This window comes from Hymenobacter psychrotolerans DSM 18569 (assembly GCF_900142395.1).
Taxonomy (GTDB): domain Bacteria; phylum Bacteroidota; class Bacteroidia; order Cytophagales; family Hymenobacteraceae; genus Hymenobacter; species Hymenobacter psychrotolerans.
In genome coordinates, this window is record NZ_FRAS01000008.1 from 87,029 (window position 1) to 107,357 (window position 20,329).

15 protein-coding genes and 1 pseudogene are annotated in these 20,329 nt (G+C 63.0%); 7 read left to right on the forward strand and 9 right to left on the reverse strand.

Translation table 11 applies throughout. The features are described from left to right. Positions 1-287: 287 nt before the first annotated feature. The 3 genes from BUE15_RS09330 to BUE15_RS09340 form a co-directional block, all read right to left on the reverse strand. Positions 288-1,739 carry an alpha-amylase family glycosyl hydrolase gene (locus BUE15_RS09330; protein WP_073283629.1) on the reverse strand — a complete coding sequence of 484 codons (1,452 nt, stop codon included), beginning with the start codon at positions 1,737-1,739 and terminating at the stop codon, positions 288-290. Between the two features lie 63 nt (positions 1,740-1,802). After that, complete coding sequence (locus tag BUE15_RS09335) at positions 1,803-2,264, reverse strand: hypothetical protein (RefSeq protein ID WP_073283632.1); 462 nt, start codon at positions 2,262-2,264, stop codon at positions 1,803-1,805. 88 nt (positions 2,265-2,352) lie between these two features. Further along, on the reverse strand, positions 2,353-5,391 hold the full coding sequence (locus tag BUE15_RS09340) for a TIM-barrel domain-containing protein (protein WP_073283635.1): 3,039 nt from the start codon (positions 5,389-5,391) through the stop codon (positions 2,353-2,355). A 168-nt stretch (positions 5,392-5,559) separates the two neighbouring features. On the opposite strand from BUE15_RS09340, the gene BUE15_RS09345 reads away from it, so the two are divergent. Continuing rightward, positions 5,560-5,901, forward strand: coding sequence for a hypothetical protein (locus tag BUE15_RS09345; RefSeq protein WP_073283638.1), 342 nt, complete (start codon positions 5,560-5,562; stop codon positions 5,899-5,901). Between the two features lie 64 nt (positions 5,902-5,965). Here BUE15_RS09345 and ggt read toward each other — a convergent pair whose 3' ends face one another. Further along, complete coding sequence (gene ggt, locus BUE15_RS09350; RefSeq protein ID WP_073283640.1) at positions 5,966-7,696, reverse strand: gamma-glutamyltransferase; 1,731 nt, start codon at positions 7,694-7,696, stop codon at positions 5,966-5,968. Positions 7,697-7,787: 91 nt separating this feature from the next. Between ggt and BUE15_RS09355 the strand changes: the two genes are divergently transcribed. After that, positions 7,788-9,836: an alpha amylase C-terminal domain-containing protein gene (locus BUE15_RS09355; RefSeq protein WP_073283643.1), complete on the forward strand. Its 2,049-nt coding sequence runs from the start codon at positions 7,788-7,790 to the stop codon at positions 9,834-9,836. An 84-nt stretch (positions 9,837-9,920) separates the two neighbouring features. On the opposite strand, the gene BUE15_RS09360 is transcribed toward BUE15_RS09355, so the two are convergent. From BUE15_RS09360 to BUE15_RS09370, 4 genes and pseudogenes are all read right to left on the reverse strand, one after another. After that, positions 9,921-10,394: a YdeI/OmpD-associated family protein gene (locus BUE15_RS09360; RefSeq protein WP_073283646.1), complete on the reverse strand. Its 474-nt coding sequence runs from the start codon at positions 10,392-10,394 to the stop codon at positions 9,921-9,923. 42 nt (positions 10,395-10,436) lie between these two features. Continuing rightward, positions 10,437-10,577, reverse strand: a pseudogene (locus BUE15_RS22625) (YdeI/OmpD-associated family protein); the annotation flags it as partial. 18 nt (positions 10,578-10,595) lie between these two features. Then, the gene (locus BUE15_RS22185; protein WP_211617617.1) at positions 10,596-10,907 is read right to left on the reverse strand and encodes a DUF1905 domain-containing protein; all 312 of its coding nucleotides are present in this window, start codon (positions 10,905-10,907) and stop codon (positions 10,596-10,598) included. Between the two features lie 5 nt (positions 10,908-10,912). Then, a complete protein-coding gene (locus BUE15_RS09370; RefSeq protein ID WP_073283649.1) occupies positions 10,913-11,977 on the reverse strand; it encodes a glycosyltransferase in 1,065 nt (354 codons plus the stop codon). Between the two features lie 182 nt (positions 11,978-12,159). Here BUE15_RS09370 and BUE15_RS09375 point away from each other — a divergent pair, with 182 nt between their 5' ends. Continuing rightward, entirely contained in the window at positions 12,160-14,595 is a 2,436-nt protein-coding gene (locus BUE15_RS09375) for a glycoside hydrolase family 31 protein (RefSeq protein WP_244535925.1), read from the forward strand. A gap of 73 nt (positions 14,596-14,668) precedes the next feature. Here the strand turns inward: BUE15_RS09375 and BUE15_RS09380 are convergent, their stop codons facing one another. Beyond that, the gene (locus BUE15_RS09380) at positions 14,669-15,559 is read right to left on the reverse strand and encodes a hypothetical protein (RefSeq protein ID WP_084548941.1); all 891 of its coding nucleotides are present in this window, start codon (positions 15,557-15,559) and stop codon (positions 14,669-14,671) included. 230 nt (positions 15,560-15,789) lie between these two features. Between BUE15_RS09380 and BUE15_RS09385 the strand changes: the two genes are divergently transcribed. The 4 genes from BUE15_RS09385 (at position 15,790) to BUE15_RS09395 (ending at position 20,320) form a co-directional block, all read left to right on the forward strand. Continuing rightward, the gene (locus BUE15_RS09385; RefSeq protein ID WP_073283805.1) at positions 15,790-16,773 is read left to right on the forward strand and encodes a fasciclin domain-containing protein; all 984 of its coding nucleotides are present in this window, start codon (positions 15,790-15,792) and stop codon (positions 16,771-16,773) included. A gap of 162 nt (positions 16,774-16,935) precedes the next feature. Continuing rightward, positions 16,936-18,492 carry an alpha/beta hydrolase family protein gene (locus BUE15_RS09390; RefSeq protein ID WP_073283652.1) on the forward strand — a complete coding sequence of 519 codons (1,557 nt, stop codon included), beginning with the start codon at positions 16,936-16,938 and terminating at the stop codon, positions 18,490-18,492. A 261-nt stretch (positions 18,493-18,753) separates the two neighbouring features. After that, positions 18,754-19,590 (forward strand): hypothetical protein, encoded by an 837-nt coding sequence (locus BUE15_RS21525; RefSeq protein ID WP_139252197.1) that lies wholly within the window; start codon positions 18,754-18,756, stop codon positions 19,588-19,590. A gap of 22 nt (positions 19,591-19,612) precedes the next feature. Next, the gene (locus tag BUE15_RS09395) at positions 19,613-20,320 is read left to right on the forward strand and encodes an outer membrane beta-barrel protein (protein WP_139252198.1); all 708 of its coding nucleotides are present in this window, start codon (positions 19,613-19,615) and stop codon (positions 20,318-20,320) included. Positions 20,321-20,329: the final 9 nt, after the last annotated feature.

Consider the following 20,329-nt stretch of genomic DNA (forward strand, 5'->3'; position numbering starts at 1 on the left):
GGAGGCGGGCTTGGTGAAAGACGGAAACGCAGGAGTGTACGGCAAAGCCCGGCGTTGGGGAGAGGTGGTCAGTGACGGAAGAAAAACGCAGCCAGTACGTCATTCCGAGCAAGTGGCGCATCAAGCCAATGGGCGTATCCGCCGCCGAGGAATCTCGCGGGCTTAGGTTGTGGTGCTATTGTTTACCACACTAGTGTTTACCACACTAGCGAGATTCCTCGGCGGCGCCCGGAATGACGTTCTTTTTCTGCCAAAGTCTTCGGCTGACAGTGCTACGGCCACGCTCTTTACCACAGGCCTTTGCGGGGCGGCGGCGCTATCTGCTCGTACACGCGGTAGCTGTGGGCGGGCAGCAACACCTTCGAGCTGGCACCCAGCTTCAGGATCTGCCCGCTGAACAGCTCCCGGAAATTGCCCGGCTCCAGCGTGCGCAGCACCAGCTGGTGCGGCTGTCGGCCCAGGTTAATCACCGTCAGCACGGCCTTATCGTCGCGGCGGCGCACGAAGCTGTAAACTTCCGGACTGCTGCTGGCGGGCAGGGTCTCAAACTCGGCGCAGGCATCCCCGTTGAGTAGGGCCGGGTGGCGCTTTTTCAGCTGCAGCAGCTTGGTGTAGAAGTCCTGCAGCGGGTAGTCGTTCCACGGAATCGTGTCTTTGTCGAAGAAGCGGAGGCGCTTTTTGAGGGCCGCTTCCTGGCCGCTGTACACCATGGGCATGCCGGGCAGCATAGCAGCCAGCACGGCCAGTGGCAGCGCGTTTTTGCCCAGTCGCTCATACTCGGTGCCGTCCCAGCTGTTCACGTCATGCGAGGACGTGAAATTCATCAGATACACCGAGCCGGGGTAGCGCTGGGTCTCGGCCAGACGGTACTTGTCGAGGTCGGCAGTAGGCGCTTTGCCGGTGGCCAGGCTGTCCATGAGGCCGTGCAGGCGCAGCGCGTAGGCCATATCGAAGGCTTTTTCCAGCAGCTTGGTATCGGGGCTGAACTGCTCGGGCCGGAGGAAGGTCGGCGGAAACAGCTCGTCCCACTCGGCCAGCATAAACACGGGCTTCACCTTTTCCAGCTCCCGGCGCGTGTCGTTCCAGAAGTCGGTGGGCACGAGGCCGGCCACGTCGCAGCGGAAACCGTCGAAATCAGCCTCCCGCAGCCAGAACGCCATACTTTCCTGCATGTATCGGCGCAGCTCGGGCTTGCTGTAGTCGAGGTCGATGACGTCCTGCCAGTCGGAAACGGGCGGCTGGAAACCGCCGGCTTTGCTGCGCGTGAACCACTCCGGATGCTGCTGGCTGAGCTGGCTGTCCCAGCTGGTATGGTTGGCCACCCAGTCCAGAATGACGTGCATCCCCAGCTTGTGGGCCTCCTGAATCAGGTGGCGCAAATCGTCCATGGTCCCGAATTCCGGGTTCACGGCCCGGTAGTCCTGGATGGAGTATTGGCTGCCGAGCGTGCCTTTGCGGTTAAGCTGCCCAATGGGCTGCACCGGCATCAGCCACAGAATGCCCACGCCCATTTTCTGCAGGCGCGGCAAATGGGCCTCAAAGGCCCGGAAAGTGCCTTCGGGGGTGTATTGCCGGATATTGACCTCATAAATACTGGCTGAATCGGCCCAGGCCGGGTGGCGGACGGTGTAGGCGGCGTTTGGCGTTTGGTCGCAGTCGGCAACGGTTCTGACGGGCTGTTCGGGCTGGCAGGCGGCCAGTAGCAGCAGGCCGCTGAGCAGGAAGGAAAGACGGAGCATACGCCAACTTAGCACATTTCGCGCAGGCGGTCCGGGTTAGGCCTGCTGGGCGCTCCGCTGGTTTTAGGGCTTATCGAAGTTGCGGAGGCGGTTTTTGCTGAGCTCGTAGCTGATAATGGCCGGCACGTAGAACGTAACGTCGGCCAGCAGCTTGGCCGCCAGAATTCCCCCCGCAAAGTTGCCCAGCCAGCGCGGCATATAGTACAGCAGCGCCGGCCGAATCAGGAAGCTGTCGGCTATTTCGGCCAGGCCAAACTCCACGGCCAGTGCCTGCACATTGCGCCCGAAAGTGCGGAGCGTGTACCGGCGGTTCTGGGCGCGCAACGTCCGGCGGGCCAGCCGTATATCCTGCCCTAGTAGCCACCCGAAATACGCCACATTGCCGGCCCAGGTGCCCGCCAGCGCCGCCTGCAGGCCACTGTTCGTGGCCTGTAGCGCCAGGGCAGCGGCAGCCAGCGTTGCCACCACCGACAGCAGTTCGGCGGGCAGGTAGCGGCGCAGCCATTCGCGGAGCTTCTGTTTCATACGGGAACCGGAAAGGACTGCTGGTGTAGGAGGGATGCATTGCTGCTTCTCAGGGAAATATCGGGCCGCCGCTGCCAATAAAAACAGACTACTGCATCAGCACCAGCCGTTGGCGCTGGCCGGCCAATTCGGCCCAATAGACACCACCCGCCACGGGGCGGCCCTGCGCATCATCGGCGTGCCAGATAATGGTGTGCGAACCAGCTTCCGTGGCCGCTGGCGTGAGGGTGCGCACCACGCGGCCGGTAGCATCAACAATCCGCAGGATGCCAGGCCGGCCCGCGGCATGCAGGGTATAGGGCAGCGCCACCGGCCCGCTGAAAGTGCGGTTGTCGGGCGCTTCCAGGGTCACGGTTTCGGGCAAGGCAGCAGTTGGGGCCGTGTTCAGGCGCAGCCCCCGCACCGATACCGTGACGGGCCGGCGCTCCAGCAGAAAATGCAGGCGCAGCGTGCCGGCCGCATCATACTGCCACTCAGTAGCCGGCACGGTTTCGTTGTTGATGAGCACGGCGGAGGGGGCAGCGGCTACGCGCGGAATCAGCAGCTCTACGCTCCGCCAGGCCGGCGCGCCTTCGTAGCCCTGCCCGCCCGGCACGATGCGAATATCGGCCTGGGTACGGGTGGTGCTGCCGCTGAACGCAATGAGCTCAAATGCCCCGGTCCGTTGCGTCAGGGCCGATTTGCCGTCGTCATCGTAGAGCGTGAAGCTGGTGCGGCCCGCCGCAGGGTCGGCGTAGTAGCGCAGGCGCAGGCTGTCGGAGCGGTAGTAGGCGGTGCTGGGTACGTAGGGCGTCATGGGCAGGAAAGCGCCGGCGCGCACCAGCAGCGGCAGCCGGGCCAGCGGCGCGGCCAGCCCCACGGTCCGGGAGCCGGCGTAGGTCTGGTTGGTGTCGAACTCAACCCAGCTGCCGGCCGGCAGCACCACGTTGCGGCGGCGCTGGCCGGGCTGCAGCACCGGCGCCACCAGCAGGCTGGGCCCCAGCAGGTACTGGTCGTTGACGTTAGCCAGGGCCGGAACCCGCTCGGCGGCAAACTCGCGCTGCTTGCGGGCCAGCAGCTTTTCGCTGCCCCAGTGGCTGGAGGCAGTAGAGTTCCAGTTCCAGTTGAAGGGCGAGTCGTGCCAGGCAGCATCCGTAGCGGTGAAGCCGGCGGCGCCTTCCTGCGCGGAGAGCTGCGTGGCTTCTACTGCTTCCGGCAAAACATAGGTGGTACCGAAGTGCATCGGGCGGGCCAGCGGCGCGCCGGTTTGGTTGTTTTCCCAGGCCAGCGAGTACAGATACGGCAGCAGCTCGTAGCGCAGGTGCGTGTAGCGGCGCACAATGCTCTTGTAGGGCTCCGGCCACCAGTAAGGCTCGGGCGGCACACCCTCCCCGTGGGGGCGCAGAATGGGGCCGAGGCTGGCCATCTGCAGCCAGCGCGTGTACAGCTCTGGGTCGGTGGGGCCCACGCAGAAGCCGCCGGCATCGGAGTGCATGTAGCCCACGCCGCCCATACCCATGCCCAGCATGATAGGCACCTGCGCCCGGTAGCCCGACCACGAGCGGTTGATGTCGCCGGACCACGGAAACACGGAGTTGCGCTGCATGCCGGCCCAGCCCGAGCGGGCCAGGTTGAACAGGCGCTCCTCGGGAAACTCGCGGGTGTAGTTTTCCTGCAGAATGCCAGCCCAGGCCTGCCCCAGCCCGTTGTGCACCTGCCGGGTGCCGCCCAGCTGGTGGCGCATGTCGGTGGGGTGGTTTTCGGGCTCGCCCAGGTCGCTCCACCAGCCGGCCACGCCTTCGGCCTTGCGGCGGCGGTAGTGGTTCCAGAGCCAGTCGCGGGTGGCCGGTTTGTCCATGTCGAGGATGGTGGCCGGCCCGGCCCAGAACGACTCCACGGTGTATGCCGAGCCATCGGGGTGCGTTCCGACCAGGCCCAGGGCGCGCACTTCGGCATCGTGGCGGGAAGTGCGCATCACGTAGGGCTCCGAAATGAGCAGGGTTTTCACGCCCACCGAATCGAGGCGGCGCATCATGCGCAGGGGCTGCCGGAAGTTGGCGTAGTCCCAGCTGAAGTTGCCCTGCTGCCGGGTTCCGCCAAACCAGTACAGGTCCAGCACCAGCGCATCGAGCGGGAAATTCTCGCGGCGCATGCGGGCCGCTACCTGCTCCATTTCCGCGTCCGACTTGTAGCCGAACCGGCTCTGAATCAGGCCCAGGCCCCAACGGGGCGGCAGGGGCTGCCGGCCGGTGAGGGCGGTGTAGCGGCTCAAGATTTCGGCGTAGGAGTCGCCCGTAATCAGGAAATAGCCCAGGTTGAGCAGGTCTTCGTTGCTGTATTCCAGCACATCAGGCTTGGCGGCGCCCAGGTCCAGGGTGCCGGCGGCCATGTGGTCGAAGAACAGCATGTAGCCGCGGCTGCTGACCACCGTGGGCAGGCTCACGTTCAGGGTCGGCTCGCCGTTCTGGTAGCCGTAGTGCGCTTCGTTGTAGAGCGTGAGGCGGCGGCCGCGCCGGTCGAGGGGCAGGGCGCGGGAACCGGTGCCGTACAGGTGCTCATCGGGCTGCAGCCGAAACGAGACGCCCGTGCCGCCCGGTCCGCTGCTTTCGTTGGTGAGCCGCTGAAACACGCCGCCTGCTTCGCGGAGCAGGGTTTCGTTGTGGCGCCGGTAGCTAACGCGCAACGGATTTTTGTCGATGACGACCGTAACCGTGGCGGAAACGGGCCATTCCAGCGCCGCCGGGGTAGCCCGCACATATCCTTCGGCAAAGGCTCTGGAGGCAGATTTCGGCATGCCAGCCTCCGGGCCTTCGTGGTGCCGGCCCGGCGCAAACCACTTCGCCGGCGCCTGCACTATACTCATGGACGGAATTTCCCTGACGGGCGTGCCGGCCGGAAAGTACTCTACCCGGACCACTCCCTCGGCCCAGGGGCGCACGCGCAGGCTGCCGCCATCGGTGCTCCGGACGGTAAGAATGCCGCTCTGGTAGCTGTGTGCCTGGTAGTTGCCAATGCTAACGGGCACTGCCTCCGGCCGCTGAAACGGGTCCTGCATCGGTGGCCCGGTTTCGGTGCGCTGCCCATAGGCGGGGGCAGCCAGCGGTAGTAGGAGCAGCAGAGGCAGAGCGCGACGGAAGGGTGCGGGCATGGCAGAAAATGGCGGTAAGGGCTTTCGGTGGCCAAGATACGGCCGTGCCCGGGCCGGCCCATACGCTCAACCCCCGAGTGCCGGCATTGAGTTGCGCCGCAACGCCCGCCGCCTGGGCGGCGTACAGCCGGGGTAGCAGTTTCTTCCACTCCCTAACCTTTCTGCGCCATGAATCACGCCGCACGTATCGAAGACACTATCCAGGGCATCTACGACGCCTTCGACCACCCCGAAAAGCACCCCGCAGATGCGGGCATCACCTCCATCGACAACTGGATTCAGGCCCTCGACGGGCTGGGCGGCTCGGCGCTGGCGGGTATTCAGAATGAGCTGCGGGAGCTGCGCGGCTTCGTGCAGAACGACGACCGGCCCAATATGGCTGCCTCGCTGCAGCGCCTCGGCGAGCATACGTCCCTGATGGCCCGCAACCTCCACGACGGCACCGGCGACCAGCTGCGCCACCTGGGCCAGACGCTCGTTACGGCCGCCGGCAACCTGAAAATGTCGTAGCCACTATCTGCCCGTAAGCGTTTGTCGTTCTCAGTAGAACTTGCGCTTGCGGGCTTGCTACGGCCTAATAGCCGCCGGCGGTGTCGTCGCCGCGCGGGTCGGCGCCGCCTTCCAGCCGGCTATCGGGCAGCACCCGGATTAGCTCTACGCGGCCCCAGGCACTGCGCGGCTTCAGAGTGTAGCCGCGTGCCCGGAGGGTACTTTCAGCGGTGGGCCGCAGGGCCCCGGCTTCCACATCAATCTGGTCGGGCAGCCACTGGTGGTGCAGGCGCGGGGCCGCCACGGCCTGCTGGGCGTTCATACCATAGTCGAGTACGTTGAGGCTGGCCTGCAGCACGCTGGTGATAATGGTGCTGCCGCCCGGCGTGCCGACTACCAGCGCCAGCTTGCCGTTTTTGGTGAAGATGGTTGGCGTCATCGAGGACAGCATGCGCTTGCCGGGCGCAATGGCGTTGGCCGTGCCGCCCACCAGCCCGTAGGAGTTGGGCGCGCCGGGCTTACTGCTGAAATCGTCCATCTCATTGTTGAGCAGAAAGCCGGCTCCGGCCACTACCAGCTTGCTGCCATAGGCGCCGTTGAGTGTGGTGGTACAGCTCACGGCGTTGCCGGCCGCATCCACAATGTTGTAATGGGTCGTCTGGTCGGTTTCGTAGCCGGGCAAACCAGCGCCGGCAGCTACCTGGGCGCTGGGGGTGACGCGGCGCGGCAGGGTAGAGGCCATGCGCTGCCGGTTGTAGCCGGAGTCGAGCAGCTGCGCTACCGGTACCTTCCCGAAATCCGGGTCGCCGAGGTAGGTGGCGCGGTCGGCGTATACGCGGCGCTGGGCTTCCGTAATCCAGTGCACGGCCTGCGGCGAGTGCCAGCCGGCGGCGCGCAGATTGTAGGGCTCCAGCATTTGCAGCATTTGCAGCAGGGCCACGCCGCCGGAGCTGGGCGGCGGAAACGCCAGCACCTCGTGGCCCCGGTAGGTGCCGTGCAGCGGCGTGCGCCACTTCGGCTGGTAGCCTGCCAGGTCGGCTCTGGTGATAAGGCCCCGGCCGCGCTGCATTTCTGTCATGATAAAGTCGGCGGTTTGCCCTTCGTAGAAACCGGCGCGGCCCAGGTCCCGGATGCGGGTGAGCGTGGCGGCCAGCTCCGGCAGCTTCATCAGCTCGCCTTCCTTCCACAGAGCCGGCCGCAGATACGCGTTGTAGGGGTTTACCTTGGCAAAAGCTTCCCGGCTGTTGTTCAGGCCGGCGGCCTCCTTGGGCGTGAGGCGCACCCCGGTGGTGGCCAGGTCCACGGCCGGCTGCACCAGCTCTTTCCACGGCAGTTTGCCCAGCTTCTGGTGCAGCTCTACCATGCCGGCCACGGTGCCCGGCACCCCGGCCGCGCGGTGGCCCAGCGTGCTCAGATTCGGGATGATGTTGCCCTGCGCATTCAGGTACATGTCGCGGGTGGCGGAGGCGGGGGCCGTTTCGCGGAAATCCAGCGCCCCCTCCGAGCCGTTGGCGCCGCGGTAGAGCACAAAGCCGCCGCCCCCGATATTGCCGGCCACCGGCAGCACCACAGCCAGCGCAAACTGCACGGCTACGGCCGCATCGTAGGCATTGCCGCCCCGGCGCAGAATTTCCACGCCCACCCGCGTGGCCTCGGGGTGCGCCGCCACCACCATGGCCTTCGCGGTGACGACGGGCGCGGCTGCCGGAACTCGGCTGGCGGCCTGCGTGGGAGCGGCGGCAGAAGTAGCCTGGGGCGGCCCGGAAGTACAGGAAAGCAGGGCCAGCAGCGCCAGCGGATAGAAAGAGCTTTGCATAAGAAGAGCAAGGTAACACAAGCCGAGGCTATCCATCCGGCTCCGCTTCCCGTTACATCTGTAGCTTTAGCCCGAAAACAACCGTAGCGCCATGCCTCCTGAAAAGCTCATTCCTGCTCTGAAAACGCCGCATTTGCCCCTGGTGCAGCAAGACCCGTGGCTGATGCCCTACGAACCGATACTACGGCGCCGCCTGGAGCGGCTGCAGGCGCGGGTAGAAGAAATAGAGCAGCAATATGGCTCACTCACCAAGTTTGCTACCGCGCATCAGCAGATGGGCCTCAGCTACGACTCCCGGCGGCGCGGCTTCTGGTACCGCGAGTGGGCGCCGGCGGCGGAGGCGCTGTTTCTTATCGGCGACTTCAACGGCTGGGACCGGCAGGCTACGCCGCTGCAGCAGCAGCCCGATGGCGTCTGGCAGGTGTTTCTGCCCGACCGCGAATACCGGGAGCGGCTCGTGCACGGCAGCCGCTACAAAGTGCACGTGCACACCGCCCGCGGCTCCCACGACCGGCTGCCTGCCACGCTGCGCCGCGCCCTGCAGGACGAGCACACCCACGATTTTGCCGGGCAGATCTGGCGTCCCGAAACGCCGTTTGTCTGGACCGACCAGAAATTCCGGGTGCACAACTACGTGAAGGAGCCGCTGATTTATGAGGCGCACGTGGGCATGGCCACCGAGGAAGGCCGGGTGGGCACCTACCGCGAGTTTGCCGACCACGTATTGCCCCGCATCCAGGCCGGCGGCTATAATTGCGTGCAACTGATGGCCGTGATGGAGCATCCGTACTACGGCTCGTTCGGCTACCACGTGGCCAATTTCTTTGCCGTCAGCTCCCGCTTTGGCTCACCCGAAGACCTAAAATACCTGGTCAATGAAGCGCACCAGCGCGGGCTGGCCGTGCTGCTGGACGTGGTGCACTCCCATGCCGTGAAAAACGAAGCCGAAGGACTGGCCGATTTCGACGGGTCCGGCGGGCAATACTTCCACAAAGGCGCGCGCGGCTACCACCCCGGCTGGGATTCCAAGCTCTTCGACTACGGCAAGCCCGAGGTGCAGCGCTTCCTGCTCAGCAACCTGCGCTACTGGCTGGAGGAGTTTCATTTTGATGGTTTCCGCTTCGATGGCGTCACGAGCATGCTCTATCTGCACCACGGCGAGGGAGTGGCGTTCAGTTCCTACGAGCAGTATTTCGGGCCCGACGCCGATGAGGAGGCCATTCTGTATCTGCAGCTGGCTACCATGCTGGTGCACGAGCTCAAGAAAGGCGCGTTGCTGATTGCCGAAGACATGAGCGGCCTGCCCGGCCTGTGCCGGCCTATCCGGGAGGGCGGCATCGGGTTCGACTACCGGCTGGGCATGGGCATTCCGGATTACTGGATCAAGCTGCTCAAGCACACCCGCGACGAAAACTGGAACCTGCACGAGCTCTGGCACACGCTCACGAACCGCCGCGCCGGCGAGAAAACCGTGGCCTACGCCGAAAGCCACGACCAGGCGCTGGTCGGCGACAAAACCCTTGCGCACTGGCTGTTCGACAAGGCCATCTACGAAAACATGCACCAGCACGACCCCAGCCCCATTGCGGAGCGGGGCGTGGCTTTGCACAAGATGATCCGGCTGCTGACGCTGAGCCTGGGCGGTGAGGCCTATCTGAACTTTATCGGCAATGAGTTCGGGCACCCCGAATGGGTAGATTTTCCGCGGGAAGGCAACAGTTGGAGCTACCATTTTGCGCGCCGGCAGTGGAGCCTCGCCGACAACCCCGACCTGAAGTTTCAGCAACTGCTGGCTTTTGATAGGGCGCAGCTGCAGCTGGCCCGCAAGCAGCATCTGCTGGCGTATCCGGCCGCGCACCAGCTCAACATCGACGCCGCCAATCAGGTGCTCATTTTTGAGCGTGGGCCGCTGGTGTTCGTCTTCAACTTCCACGTCAGCCGCAGCATTCCCGACTACCACTTCTTTGTGCCGCACTCCGGCCGCTACTGCATCCTGCTCAGCACCGATGCGGCCGAGTTTGGCGGCCACAACCGCGTAGATACCTCCCTGACCTACGCCACCTTCGTGGAAGAAGGCATCGATAAGCTCAGCCTCTACGTCACGAACCGCACGGCCCTGGTGCTGAAGCGCGTGGGCTAACGGCGGGTTTTGGCTACAAAGCAACTCCCGTCCTGCCAGCAAATGGCGGGACGGGAGTTCTAGTGTTTGGGAATAGGAGGTAGCCTACTTCAGCTTGTGGCCGGACTGGGCACCTTCCAGCACGTCGCCGATGCGGCGCTGACGGGCTTCGGGCTTTTTGGCGCGCTCCACCCACTGCACGTATTCGCGGCGGTGGGGGTAGGCCAGCTGGTCGAACCGGGCGCGCAGGCCGGCCCGGTCGAGGGCACGGGCCAGGTCGTCGGGCAGGGTGAAGCCGGGCTCGTCGGTGTCGGGCATCATCGTGACGTGCACGGGCATGCCCCAGGTTTTGCCGATGGTGTTGCGCAGCTGCTTATTGACGGTCAGCACGTGGTGCCCATCTTCGTCGAGGGTGAGCGGCAGGCGGAACGGAAACCCGTCGAGGGTGCCGCGCACGTGCACCTGGCCGCGCTGCCCGAACACTTCCGGCACGCTGAAGGGTACAAAGAGAAATACGCCGCCATCCGTGGGGTGCAGCTCCAAATCGGCGTCAAAAACCTGTTCCTGAGAATCAGACATAGCAATGAAGAGTAAAGCCGGGCCGCTCCGCTACCGGGCGCTTCAGCTGATTTTCTGGCCGGCCAGTAGCATTTCTACGGCCTTGGCTACGCGGCGGGTGCGGGTTTCGGACCGTTTCGCCTGCGCAACCCAGGTCGCAAATTCCTTGCGGTGCGTGTAGGCCAGCGCTGCAAAGGTAGCCTCTGCGGCGGGAGTGCCAGCTCAGGCGGCTGCCAGCTCCTGCGGAACCGCTACGACCCGCTCGGCAATGTCTTGGGCCAATGTGACATGTACCGTGCCGCCGGGCACAAGGCCTAACGTTTCGCGGGTGGCTTTATGAACCAGCAGCGCATGCTGCCCGCCGCCCATAGGGGCCATGCTGGAGCTGAACGGGTAGCCGTTCAGGGTGCCGCGCACCCGTAGCTGCCCCCGAGTACCCAGCGCCGCCGTAACGGCGGCCGGAACCAGGCAGAAGCTGCCGCCGCGCGGGTGCGTCTGCAATTCGGCGTCAAATGTAAATTCCTCGGCGGCCATAGCGCTTAGGCCCGGCCGGGGGCCACTTCCCGCAGCGCCACCAGAATAGCATCGGCCAGCCGGTCCGGGTGTTGGGTATCGGAAGAGGAAAGCCGCCGCACCCGCTGGGGCGGTAGCTCGTGCAGCTCCAGCACGCGCATCGCCAGCGCGGCGGAAGAAGTCAGAACCAGGTCGGCGCGGCGCAGGGCCATGCGTTCCAGCTCTACAATCCAGCCCCGGTCGGCGGCGGAGGTGCGGTCCTGGGCCAGGCTATGCACGTGCAGCACCAGCGGCTTGCCCGTCAGCTGCCGGATTTCCATACCCGCCAGCCACGACTGCCAGTCGGAGGCATAGATGACGGCAAAATCCTGAGTGGCAACCAAACGGGTGGCAAAGCGGGCGTACTGAATGACTTTAAAGTTTAAGCCGGCCTCATCGGTCGGTTCGCTCCGCAGCGCCGTCAGGGCCACGTCCAGCACCGCCTGCCGAATGGTGGGCAGAGGGAACTCCTCGGCTGTGGCCGGAGCAGGCGTTGCGGCTGCCTCTTCCGAGGCTGTGTCAGACGGCAGGTCGGCGGTGGGTTGGCTAAGGTCCTGCGCTTCCGGTGCCGCCGGCTCCGCAGCAGCAGTTTCATCCTCAAGTGTAGCCGAAATCTGAGCTGCTTCCGGGGCAGCAGGCTCCTCCAAAACGGCCGGCGCGGCTTCCGGGTAGAAGGGCGGCATAGCCGCCGAACTGCCCATATAAGGCGCGGCTGGCGCAACCGGGGCAACAGCAGGGCCGCCGAAACCGCCGGGCACCGTAGCGCCCAGATAGGGCGCCGCCGGCGACTCCCGGTGCTCCAGGCGCGAAACGGGGTTTTCGGTAGTCGTCAGGGCCAGCTCGGCCGCCGTCAGGTCCCCGAGGCTGGTAGCCTGCACCAGCGCAGACAGGTGCATCGGCTCCGGGAGGTGCGGTAGCAGCAGGGTCAGGTCGGCGTAAGGAGCCAGGGCCGAAACCAGGCCGGAAGTGGTAACCGGAACAGCGGAAGCCTCCGAAGAAGGCGCCGGGGAATCCCAGCTCAGCAGCAGCACCTTAAGCGGAGCAGTAGTCATAGGCAGACGGGTAAAGAGAAAACCGCATTATTGAGGTCGTAAAGGCGGTTTTGGGTAATCTATGGTCAATGTTAGGCAAAATTCGCGGGATTCGTTTTTACCTTCGCAGGCTTAACGAAAGCTTTTTCCGGCGCTGCCGGTTTTTTTTTGTCCGGCTCGTTTCGCCCCGACTACTGCTTCCCATGAACGACGCTACCATTCAGGAAAACAACTATATGGTGAACGACCTGGCTGCCAAAGCCAGGCAGGAGTTTTTCCCCGGTAAGCTGGTCGCCAGCCAGCAGGAAGGCTCCGATTTTGTTTTCCGCTGTGACAACGGCGCGCAGCTGCGCCTCGAAGTCATTTCCGACAAAATTTTACGGTTCCGCTACGCCACCGAAACCGGCTTCGCTCCCGATTTCAGCTACGCCTTCCCGAGTGGCGTGCCGGCCCGCACCGCGCCCGAGTTCCTGGAGTTTCGGGAGCGGCCTGACCACTTCCGCATCACCACCGACCGCCTGATCTGTACCGTGGCCAAAGACGGCCTGAAAACCCGCGTGCTCGATAGGTCCGGCAACACGCTGCTGCAGGACGAGAAAGGCTTCCACTGGGAGTACGACTACGACTCGGGCAACGACATCGTGAAGATGAGCAAGGGCGTGCAGGGCGGCGTGTGCTACTACGGCCTCGGCGACAAGCCCGACAACATGAACCTGCGGGGCAAGCGCTTCACCAACTGGGGCTCCGATACCTACGGCTACGTGAAGGGCACCGACCCGCTCTACAAGAACATTCCGTTCTACCTGGAGCTACAGCAGCGCATTGCCCACGGCGTGTTCTTCGACAACACGTTCAAAGCCTCCTTCGACTTTGCCGCCGAGCGGGCCGACGTCACCAGCTTCTGGGCGCAGGGCGGCGAGATGAACTACTACTTCATCTACGGCCCCTCGCTGCTGGAAGTCACGCAGGAATACACGCGCCTCACGAGCCCGCCCGAGCTGCCGCCGCTGTGGGCCCTGGGCTACCACCAGTGCAAATGGAGCTACTTCCCCGAAAGCAACGTCAAGGAAATTGCCCAAGGCTTCCGCGACCGGCAGATTCCCTGCGACGCCCTGTACCTCGACATCGACTACATGGACGGGTACCGCTGCTTCACCTGGAGCCCGACGCACTTCCCCGAGCCCAAGCGCATGGTGCAGGAGCTGGCCGAGGACGGCTTCAAGACCATCGTCATCATCGACCCTGGTATCAAGATAGACCCCAATTACCGGGTCTTCACCGAAGGACTGGAAAAGGACTACTTCTGCCGCCGCGCCGACGGGCCGCTGATGAAAGGCTCGGTGTGGCCCGGCCTCTGCAACTTCCCCGACTACACCCGCCCCGACGTGCGCGAGTGGTGGGCCGGCCTGTTCAAGGAGCTGGTCGAGGACATCGGGGTGAAGGGCGTGTGGAACGACATGAACGAGCCGGCCGTGTTCGAGAAAGGCACCTTCCCCGATGATGTGCGCTTCGGCTACGACGGCCACCCGGCTTCGCACCGCAAGGCCCACAACATCTATGGCATGCAGATGGCCCGCGCCACCAATGAGGGCGTAAAGCGCTTTGCCTACCCCAACCGGCCCTTCACCATCACGCGCAGCACCTACGCCGGCGGCCAGCGGTTCTCCTCCGCCTGGACCGGCGACAATATTGCTTCCTGGGAGCACCTGTGGCTGGCCAACATCCAGTGCCAGCGCCTCAGCATCTCGGGCTTCAGCTTCGTGGGCTCTGATATCGGCGGCTTTATAGATACGCCCGATGCCGAGTTGTATGTGCGCTGGGTGGCACTGGGCGCGTTCCATCCGTTCTTCCGGACGCACTCTTCCGGCGACCACGGCGACCAGGAGCCCTGGAGCTTCGGGGAGCCGGCCGCCGAGCTGGCCAAGCGCTTCATTGAGCTGCGCTACCAGCTGCTGCCCTACATGTACACCACGTTCTGGCAGTACGCCACGCAGGGCACGCCCATGCTGCGCCCGCTCACGTTCCTCGACCAGACCGATACCGAAACCTACCTGCGCATGGCTGAATTCGGCCTCGGCGACCATCTGCTGGTGTGCCCCATCACGCAGGCCGGCGCCGATGGCCGCTGGATGTACCTGCCCCGCGGCGACTGGTTCTACTACTGGACCGACGAAGCCCGCGCGGGCGGCGCCGAGGTGTGGGCCGCCGCCGGCCTCGACCGGATTCCGCTGTTCGTGCGCGCCGGGGCCGTTATTCCGTTTTACCCGGTGCAGCAGTACGTGGGCGAGAAGGTGATTGAGGAAGTGACGCTGCACGTCTACTTCAAAGCCGGCCAGGAAAGCAGCGTGCTCTACGACGACGGCGGCGAAGGCTACGGCTACCAGAGCGGCCAGCAAACTACCCGCCGCTTCACCGTGACGGGCACCGAAAAGGGCCTGCTGCTGCAGCAAACCATCGAAGGCGACTATCAGCCCAGCTTCGCGCGCTACCGCGTGGTGGTGCATGGCCTGCCCTTCGCGGCCACAGCCTACAGCACCGACGGCCAGCCCACCGACGTTCAGGACGTAACGCTCGAATCCGGCCTGACCTTGCCGGCCATCAGCATCAGCGCCACGTTCACGGAGTTGGTAGTCGGGTAGGCGACCAAACAAGACCACGCAAAAAAGGCCCACCGCAAGTTGCGGTAGGCCTTTTTTGCGTAAACAGCGCAACCTAGAAATTGTAGGCCACCCCGCCCGACAGGCCCGTTGATTTGCCCAGGTTGCGGCCGGCCACATACGTGGTAGCGCCCACCGTCAGGCCGAAGCCCTTGGCCAGCGGCCGGAACGCGCTGATGCCCAGGCGCACGTAATCGACGCGGGTAGCCGGGAAGAAGCCCGTGAAGCCCGGCTGCAGAATATCGGTGCCGCTTTTGTCTGACTTCTGGAAGGAGGCCAGCGCATCGATGTAGAGCTTGGGGCCGGCATAGCCGATTTTGGTTTCGGCTACGAAGGCGTTGGGGGCGCTGTTGTCGCGCAGGCTATAGCCGGCCTGGCCCGTGAAAAACACGCCCGAAATGGTTTTCAGGTGCACTACGCCCTGCCCCGAAATCTTGCGGGAACCGTTGCCGATGGCAATGATGTAGCCCAGGCCCGTATCCGACTTGTAGTCGCTGAAGGGGATGCTGCCGCTCACCACGCCCAGCACATCCACCACGCTCGTCCCGACTTCCTTGGAAAACAGCTTGGCTTTCAGCAGCAGCGTAATGTCCTGCAGGCCAGCGCGCTTGTTCACGTAGTTCTGGTCGCGCAGCACCTTCTCGTCGGCGAAGCCCCGCGACTGAATGTAGGGCAGGCTGATAACGGCTTCCAGCTTGTCGGTGAGGCCGTAGCTGCCATACAGGTTCAGCGAGCTGACCTGCACCCGGTCGAAGATGGGCACCCGGTTGATTTTGCCGGGTGCCAGGTACACGGTCTGGTAGCGTTCCTCGGTGCCGGAAATCACGAAGGAGCCATGGCCCTTGCCCGGCAGAAAGCCGCTCACCAGACTCTGGGCGAGGCCGGCGTGTGCTCCGCCCAGGCTTGTGAGCAAAAAAGTCAACAGAAAGCGGTAGGTGTGTTGCATAAAAGGGCAGTAATTGAAGAAGCTGGTCGGGTCGGGAGATTCGGGAAATTGTGCAAGAACAGGGCGCAGGGCTCATGGTTTGAATTTGGGAATCCGTCCGGGCGCTAACTACGAACTACTCAGTAGCATTGGATTTAATCGGGGGTAAATCCGAACTGATTTTATTTTCGTTTCTACGCCGGTTCTTCCCTGGAACCTTGCTCTACTACCGCTTTACACACCGTTTGTACATGAAAAAATCCTTACCCGCCTGGCTGTGCAGCCTCGTCTGTGGCACCCTGTTACTGGTCGGTTGCCAGAAAAATGAAGAGTTGGACCCCACTATTGCCGGCATTGCCGTTGCCAATCCGGATTTCCAGATTTTGGAAGACGCTGCCATCCGGGGCGAAGTGGTCGACATTCTGTCCAATAAGAACCCCAATGACCCCGAAGGCAACTACACCGTTTTTGCGCCCACCAACGCGGCCTTTGCCCGGCTGGGCCTCACTTCCGCCGCCGACCTGCTGGCCCTGCAGAAACCCTTCCTGACGGCCACGCTTTTCTACCACGTCACGGGCGGCACGCTGGCGGGCAGTGCCCTGCAGCCCGGGCTGGTGTCGCCTTCGGCGCTGGGCCCGGGGCGCCGCATCATCCGCCGGGGCAGCAGCACTTACGTCAATGGCTCGAAGATTCTGGCTACCGATGTACAGGCTTCCAACGGCACCGTCCACGCCATCGACAAGGTGCTGCTGGCTACCGGGTCCGACATTGTGCAGTCGGCGGTGGCGCTGAAAGACGCGCAGGTGTTTACCAGGCCTGAGTTGAGCTTTCTGGTGGAAGCCGTGCTCTACTGCAACCTGCAGGGCGTCCTGACGGCTTCACCCGGCAGCCCGCAGTTCACCGTGTTTGCGCCCACCGATCAGGCATTCAAAAACCTGGGCACCGACCTGGGCGTAGCTCTGGACGTGCCGGCCGACATTCGCAAGCTGCCCCAGGCCACCGTCACGGCTGTGCTGCTGAACCACGTGGTGCCCGGTAGCCAGTTTACTTCCGAGCTGCCCGAAAATGCCCGCGTGACAACGGCCGGCGGCGGCCAGCTCATGCTCGGCGCTTTCACCGAAGGCACCCTGACCGTGAAAGGCACCGGCAATGCCTCGGCGGCCGGCATGGTGATTCCCGATGTGCAGTGCACCAACGGCATCGTGCACGTCATCGACCGGGTGTTGCTGCCCTAAGCCAACTTATTGAGCGGGTGAAGCAACGGGTTCAGCGACAGTTTCCGGCTGCCGGGCCAATTGCTGCCTCAACCTGCCCGGTATCCGCCGTTCTTGCAGCCCCGATCTGCGCCGCCAGCGTTTTGTCTGCCGGCAGGTTCCGTCTTCTGCACATCAGTTGTTATGAATAAGTTGAGTTCTGCCCTGCTGCGGAGCAGTTTGCTGTGGCTGGTGCTGCTGTGCGGCAGTGCCGCCCGCGCCCAAACGCCGGCTGTCGGCCGCCACTCGCTGGAAGGCCAGTGGAAAGGGGCCCTCACAGTACCCGGCGGCAGTCTTCCGCTTATGATTACGGTAACGGAGCTAGCCGATGGCAACCGTTTCGCGGTGCTGGACGTGCCCATGCAGCGCGTAACCCGGGAGCCCATGACCGTGACGCCCCGCGCCGATACGCTCATTTTCGAGGCCGAGCAGGCCGGCTGCCGTTTCGTGGGCCACCGCACCCCCGATGGCCAACAGCTGCTGGGTATCTGGCAGCAGCCTGGCTACGCTACGCCGCTCACGCTGCTGTTGGTGCCGCCGGCCACTACTGCGGCCCCCAAGACGTTTAAGTTTCCGCCGCCTTACCGCGTAGAAGAAGTATCGGTGCCCAGCGTTACGGACCACCTGCGGCTGGCGGGCACGCTTACTGTGCCGGCCGGCGAAGGCCCTTTTCCGGCCGTGGTGCTGGTTTCTGACCAGGATACGCACACCCGCGACGCCCACTACGGCGACTTTGCCCTGTTCGGCAGTCTGGCCGACTACCTCACCCGCCGCGGGGTGGCTGTGCTGCGGCTCGATGACAGAGGAGTCGGCAAATCGGGCGGCGACTCGACGAAAGTCACCACCGAAGACCGGATGCGCGACGCCCAGGCCGCCCTGGCGTTTCTGCGCACCCGCCCGCTGCTCGACATTGCGCATATCGGCCTGATCGGGCACGGTGAGGGCGGCAATGTGGCGCTGCTGGCCGCCACCCAGCCGCTGCCGCCAAACTTCGTCGTGACGCTGGCGGCGGCCGGGCTGCCGGGCCAGGAGCTGCTGACCCGGCAGCGCCCGTCGTTGCTGCTGCGCGCCGGCACCCCCGATACGACGCTGCTGAGTCTGGCGCGGCGGCAGGAGCAGGCCCGCCTGCAGGCCCAGCGCCAGGCCGACAAGCTGCGCGCTTCCGGCTCCAATGCGGCTCAGGTGGCCACGTTTCTGGAGCAGCAGCGCATCCGGCAGCGCGTGGAAGACAACAAGCGCCTTGAGGCCCAGCGCAAGCGTCGCCGCACCATGCTCGACATCATTGCCAACACCGCCAACACGGCCCAGGCGCAGGTCATCGTGGCCAACATGGTGCGGCAGGATGCGCCCGCGCTGCCGCCGGAAGCCGTGCAGGCCGCCGCCGCCCGCCTCACGTCGCCCTGGTTTCGCTACTACCTCCGGTTTGACCCGCGCGACGAGCTGGACAAGGCCAGAGGCGCGATACTGCTGCTGCACGGCACCGCCGACGATATGGTGGAAGCGCAGACTAACCTTGATATTCTGGCGAAAAGCCTGAAAGGCAACCCGCGCGTGACAGCCCGGAAAATCGAAGGTGCCAACCATCTGTTTCAGGCGCCTACCACCGAGTGGCCGCTGCTGAACGGCCAGCCCCGCCCCGTCATCTCGCCCGCCGCCCTGGAAACCCTGCATTCCTGGATACTGGCTCGCGCGAAGGAGTAGAATATTATTTTTGTTCAAATTTTTATGATATTGTACAAGTCACATTTACAGAGCTTTATTCCTGTTGCATAACAAATGAATACAGTAGGTTTAAGGGTAATCATTTTTCACTATAATTTTAATTCAGAGGTATGCAGACAAAAGCAAACATCATTCCGGCCCTATTTGTGGGGGGGGGTATTGGCAAGCTGTGAAAAGGAAAGAAACCCGGCTGAGCCTGCCATAGCCCAGCCAACTGTGGCAGAGATAAGCAGAGGGAAGATGCTCGACCAGTTCGCTAAAGACAAGGCCTGGGCTTCCTTCCTGCAACAGATAGAACACGGCCAGGCGAAAGACCCGCTGGGCCAGTATGTGAGCAAAGACACGTATCTGGACTTTGCCGGCAACGGTCCGCGCCCAAGCCGCCCCAAGTATAACGCGTACAGCCGGCAGGCTACCGTGTCTGACAACGGGAGTATTGCCTTCAACTACGTAACCCCCTGCTCAGTGGACGGGGAGCCCTGTACTGGTGGCGGTGGTTCTGTGCCCCCTACTTTTATAAGCACGGAGGGCATGGCACCTTATAGCGGGCCAGATAATCCGAACGGGTATATCTATGATTTGAAGCTGGTTGCGGGACCTTCACCACAGCCTTCGCCTACAGGATATACTTTACTCAACCTCGATTTGAATGATCAAGCGGGTGGGGCTTCTATACACCTTACCTTCACGCGCAACCCTTCTACGGTCGAGAACGGAAAAGAGTATTACGAAAGCAAGCCATTTGCTACCGGACCGGTAAGTGACATAAAGGTTATGACAGGATGCTGTAGCGCACCTTACCCTGGTTTAAACTACTACGATATTTGGTGGTATCCCTCCACTGGTACCAACTGGGGATATAACTTTTGGGAAACACTTGACCTTAATAACGGAGCCTGGGGCAGTCATATCTGGTCGTACCAGAGTAAAGCGACTGGTAGATCGGCAATCGAAATTGGTATTCTATCTGGTGATAACGACAGAATACAGCCCCCAAGTGGCTGGCAGAAGCGGCCGACGGACCTAAACCAAGGAGCCGGCGGAAAATTTATTTATTTCTGCGTTAAATCAAGATAATATGGTTGTCAGGCTATTGATCATGGGGTTGCTGATAACCAGTGCTTTGAAAGGTCTGGCGCAAAGCCGGGAAGCAAACCGCCTTCTCTTTTACATTGCCGGTTCGCGTGGCGTAAGCAAACACGTTATGACCTACAATGGTACTCTAGGAGCAACACCAGGGCACATGTCTTTTGGGCTATGGCGACCAACAGTTGGATTCTTCGTTTCCCCAAGGTTAGCAATTGAGTATAGCTGGCTAAGGAAGAGAGAGTATTTCGAGCAGATAGGCAGAGGCGTACGGGCAGACGGGAAGCCGATTACCGGAGTGGTAAGAGATGAGAACAGGGCTTGGGCCATCCCCATCACTCTACGATACAGAATAAGGCCTCGTGAAAATCAGCGCTTCCAGCTGGAAGCGTTAGTGGGCTTGAGCTATGTTTCGCAGAGTGTTGCCAGCGAATCTTACAGAACGGATGATGAGGAAATACTGGACTATTGGTATTTGAAGGCCAAGGGTCGAAACTTCTACGTCATGGCCGGAATAGCAGGTCGCTTCGCCTTAGGCAAGCATCTGGAAGTCGTCGGGGACTATGGCTTCAATCGTATGCTAAAAAATATGGATGGCGGTGTGTCCCAGCAAGTCATCGGCAACTCAACGGGCCTGACGCGCAACCGCAGCATTGGTTTGCGCTACCGCTTTAATTTCAAAATAAACAAACCGGCACCCAAAGAAACCGTTACGGAATAGAACGGTTTT

Bases quoted from the DNA above. Each gene is read 5' to 3' on its own strand.
- BUE15_RS09330 (WP_073283629.1), bottom strand. From the start codon at position 1,739: ATGCTCCGTCTTTCCTTCCTGCTCAGCGGCCTGCTGCTACTGGCCGCC.
- BUE15_RS09335 (WP_073283632.1), bottom strand. From the start codon at position 2,264: ATGAAACAGAAGCTCCGCGAATGGCTGCGCCGCTACCTGCCCGCCGAA.
- BUE15_RS09340 (WP_073283635.1), bottom strand. From the start codon at position 5,391: ATGCCCGCACCCTTCCGTCGCGCTCTGCCTCTGCTGCTCCTACTACCG.
- BUE15_RS09345 (WP_073283638.1), top strand. From the start codon at position 5,560: ATGAATCACGCCGCACGTATCGAAGACACTATCCAGGGCATCTACGAC.
- ggt (WP_073283640.1), bottom strand. From the start codon at position 7,696: ATGCAAAGCTCTTTCTATCCGCTGGCGCTGCTGGCCCTGCTTTCCTGT.
- BUE15_RS09355 (WP_073283643.1), top strand. From the start codon at position 7,788: ATGCCTCCTGAAAAGCTCATTCCTGCTCTGAAAACGCCGCATTTGCCC.
- BUE15_RS09360 (WP_073283646.1), bottom strand. From the start codon at position 10,394: ATGTCTGATTCTCAGGAACAGGTTTTTGACGCCGATTTGGAGCTGCAC.
- BUE15_RS22185 (WP_211617617.1), bottom strand. From the start codon at position 10,907: ATGGCCGCCGAGGAATTTACATTTGACGCCGAATTGCAGACGCACCCG.
- BUE15_RS09370 (WP_073283649.1), bottom strand. From the start codon at position 11,977: ATGACTACTGCTCCGCTTAAGGTGCTGCTGCTGAGCTGGGATTCCCCG.
- BUE15_RS09375 (WP_244535925.1), top strand. From the start codon at position 12,160: ATGAACGACGCTACCATTCAGGAAAACAACTATATGGTGAACGACCTG.
- BUE15_RS09380 (WP_084548941.1), bottom strand. From the start codon at position 15,559: ATGCAACACACCTACCGCTTTCTGTTGACTTTTTTGCTCACAAGCCTG.
- BUE15_RS09385 (WP_073283805.1), top strand. From the start codon at position 15,790: ATGAAAAAATCCTTACCCGCCTGGCTGTGCAGCCTCGTCTGTGGCACC.
- BUE15_RS09390 (WP_073283652.1), top strand. From the start codon at position 16,936: ATGAATAAGTTGAGTTCTGCCCTGCTGCGGAGCAGTTTGCTGTGGCTG.
- BUE15_RS21525 (WP_139252197.1), top strand. From the start codon at position 18,754: ATGCTCGACCAGTTCGCTAAAGACAAGGCCTGGGCTTCCTTCCTGCAA.
- BUE15_RS09395 (WP_139252198.1), top strand. From the start codon at position 19,613: ATGGGGTTGCTGATAACCAGTGCTTTGAAAGGTCTGGCGCAAAGCCGG.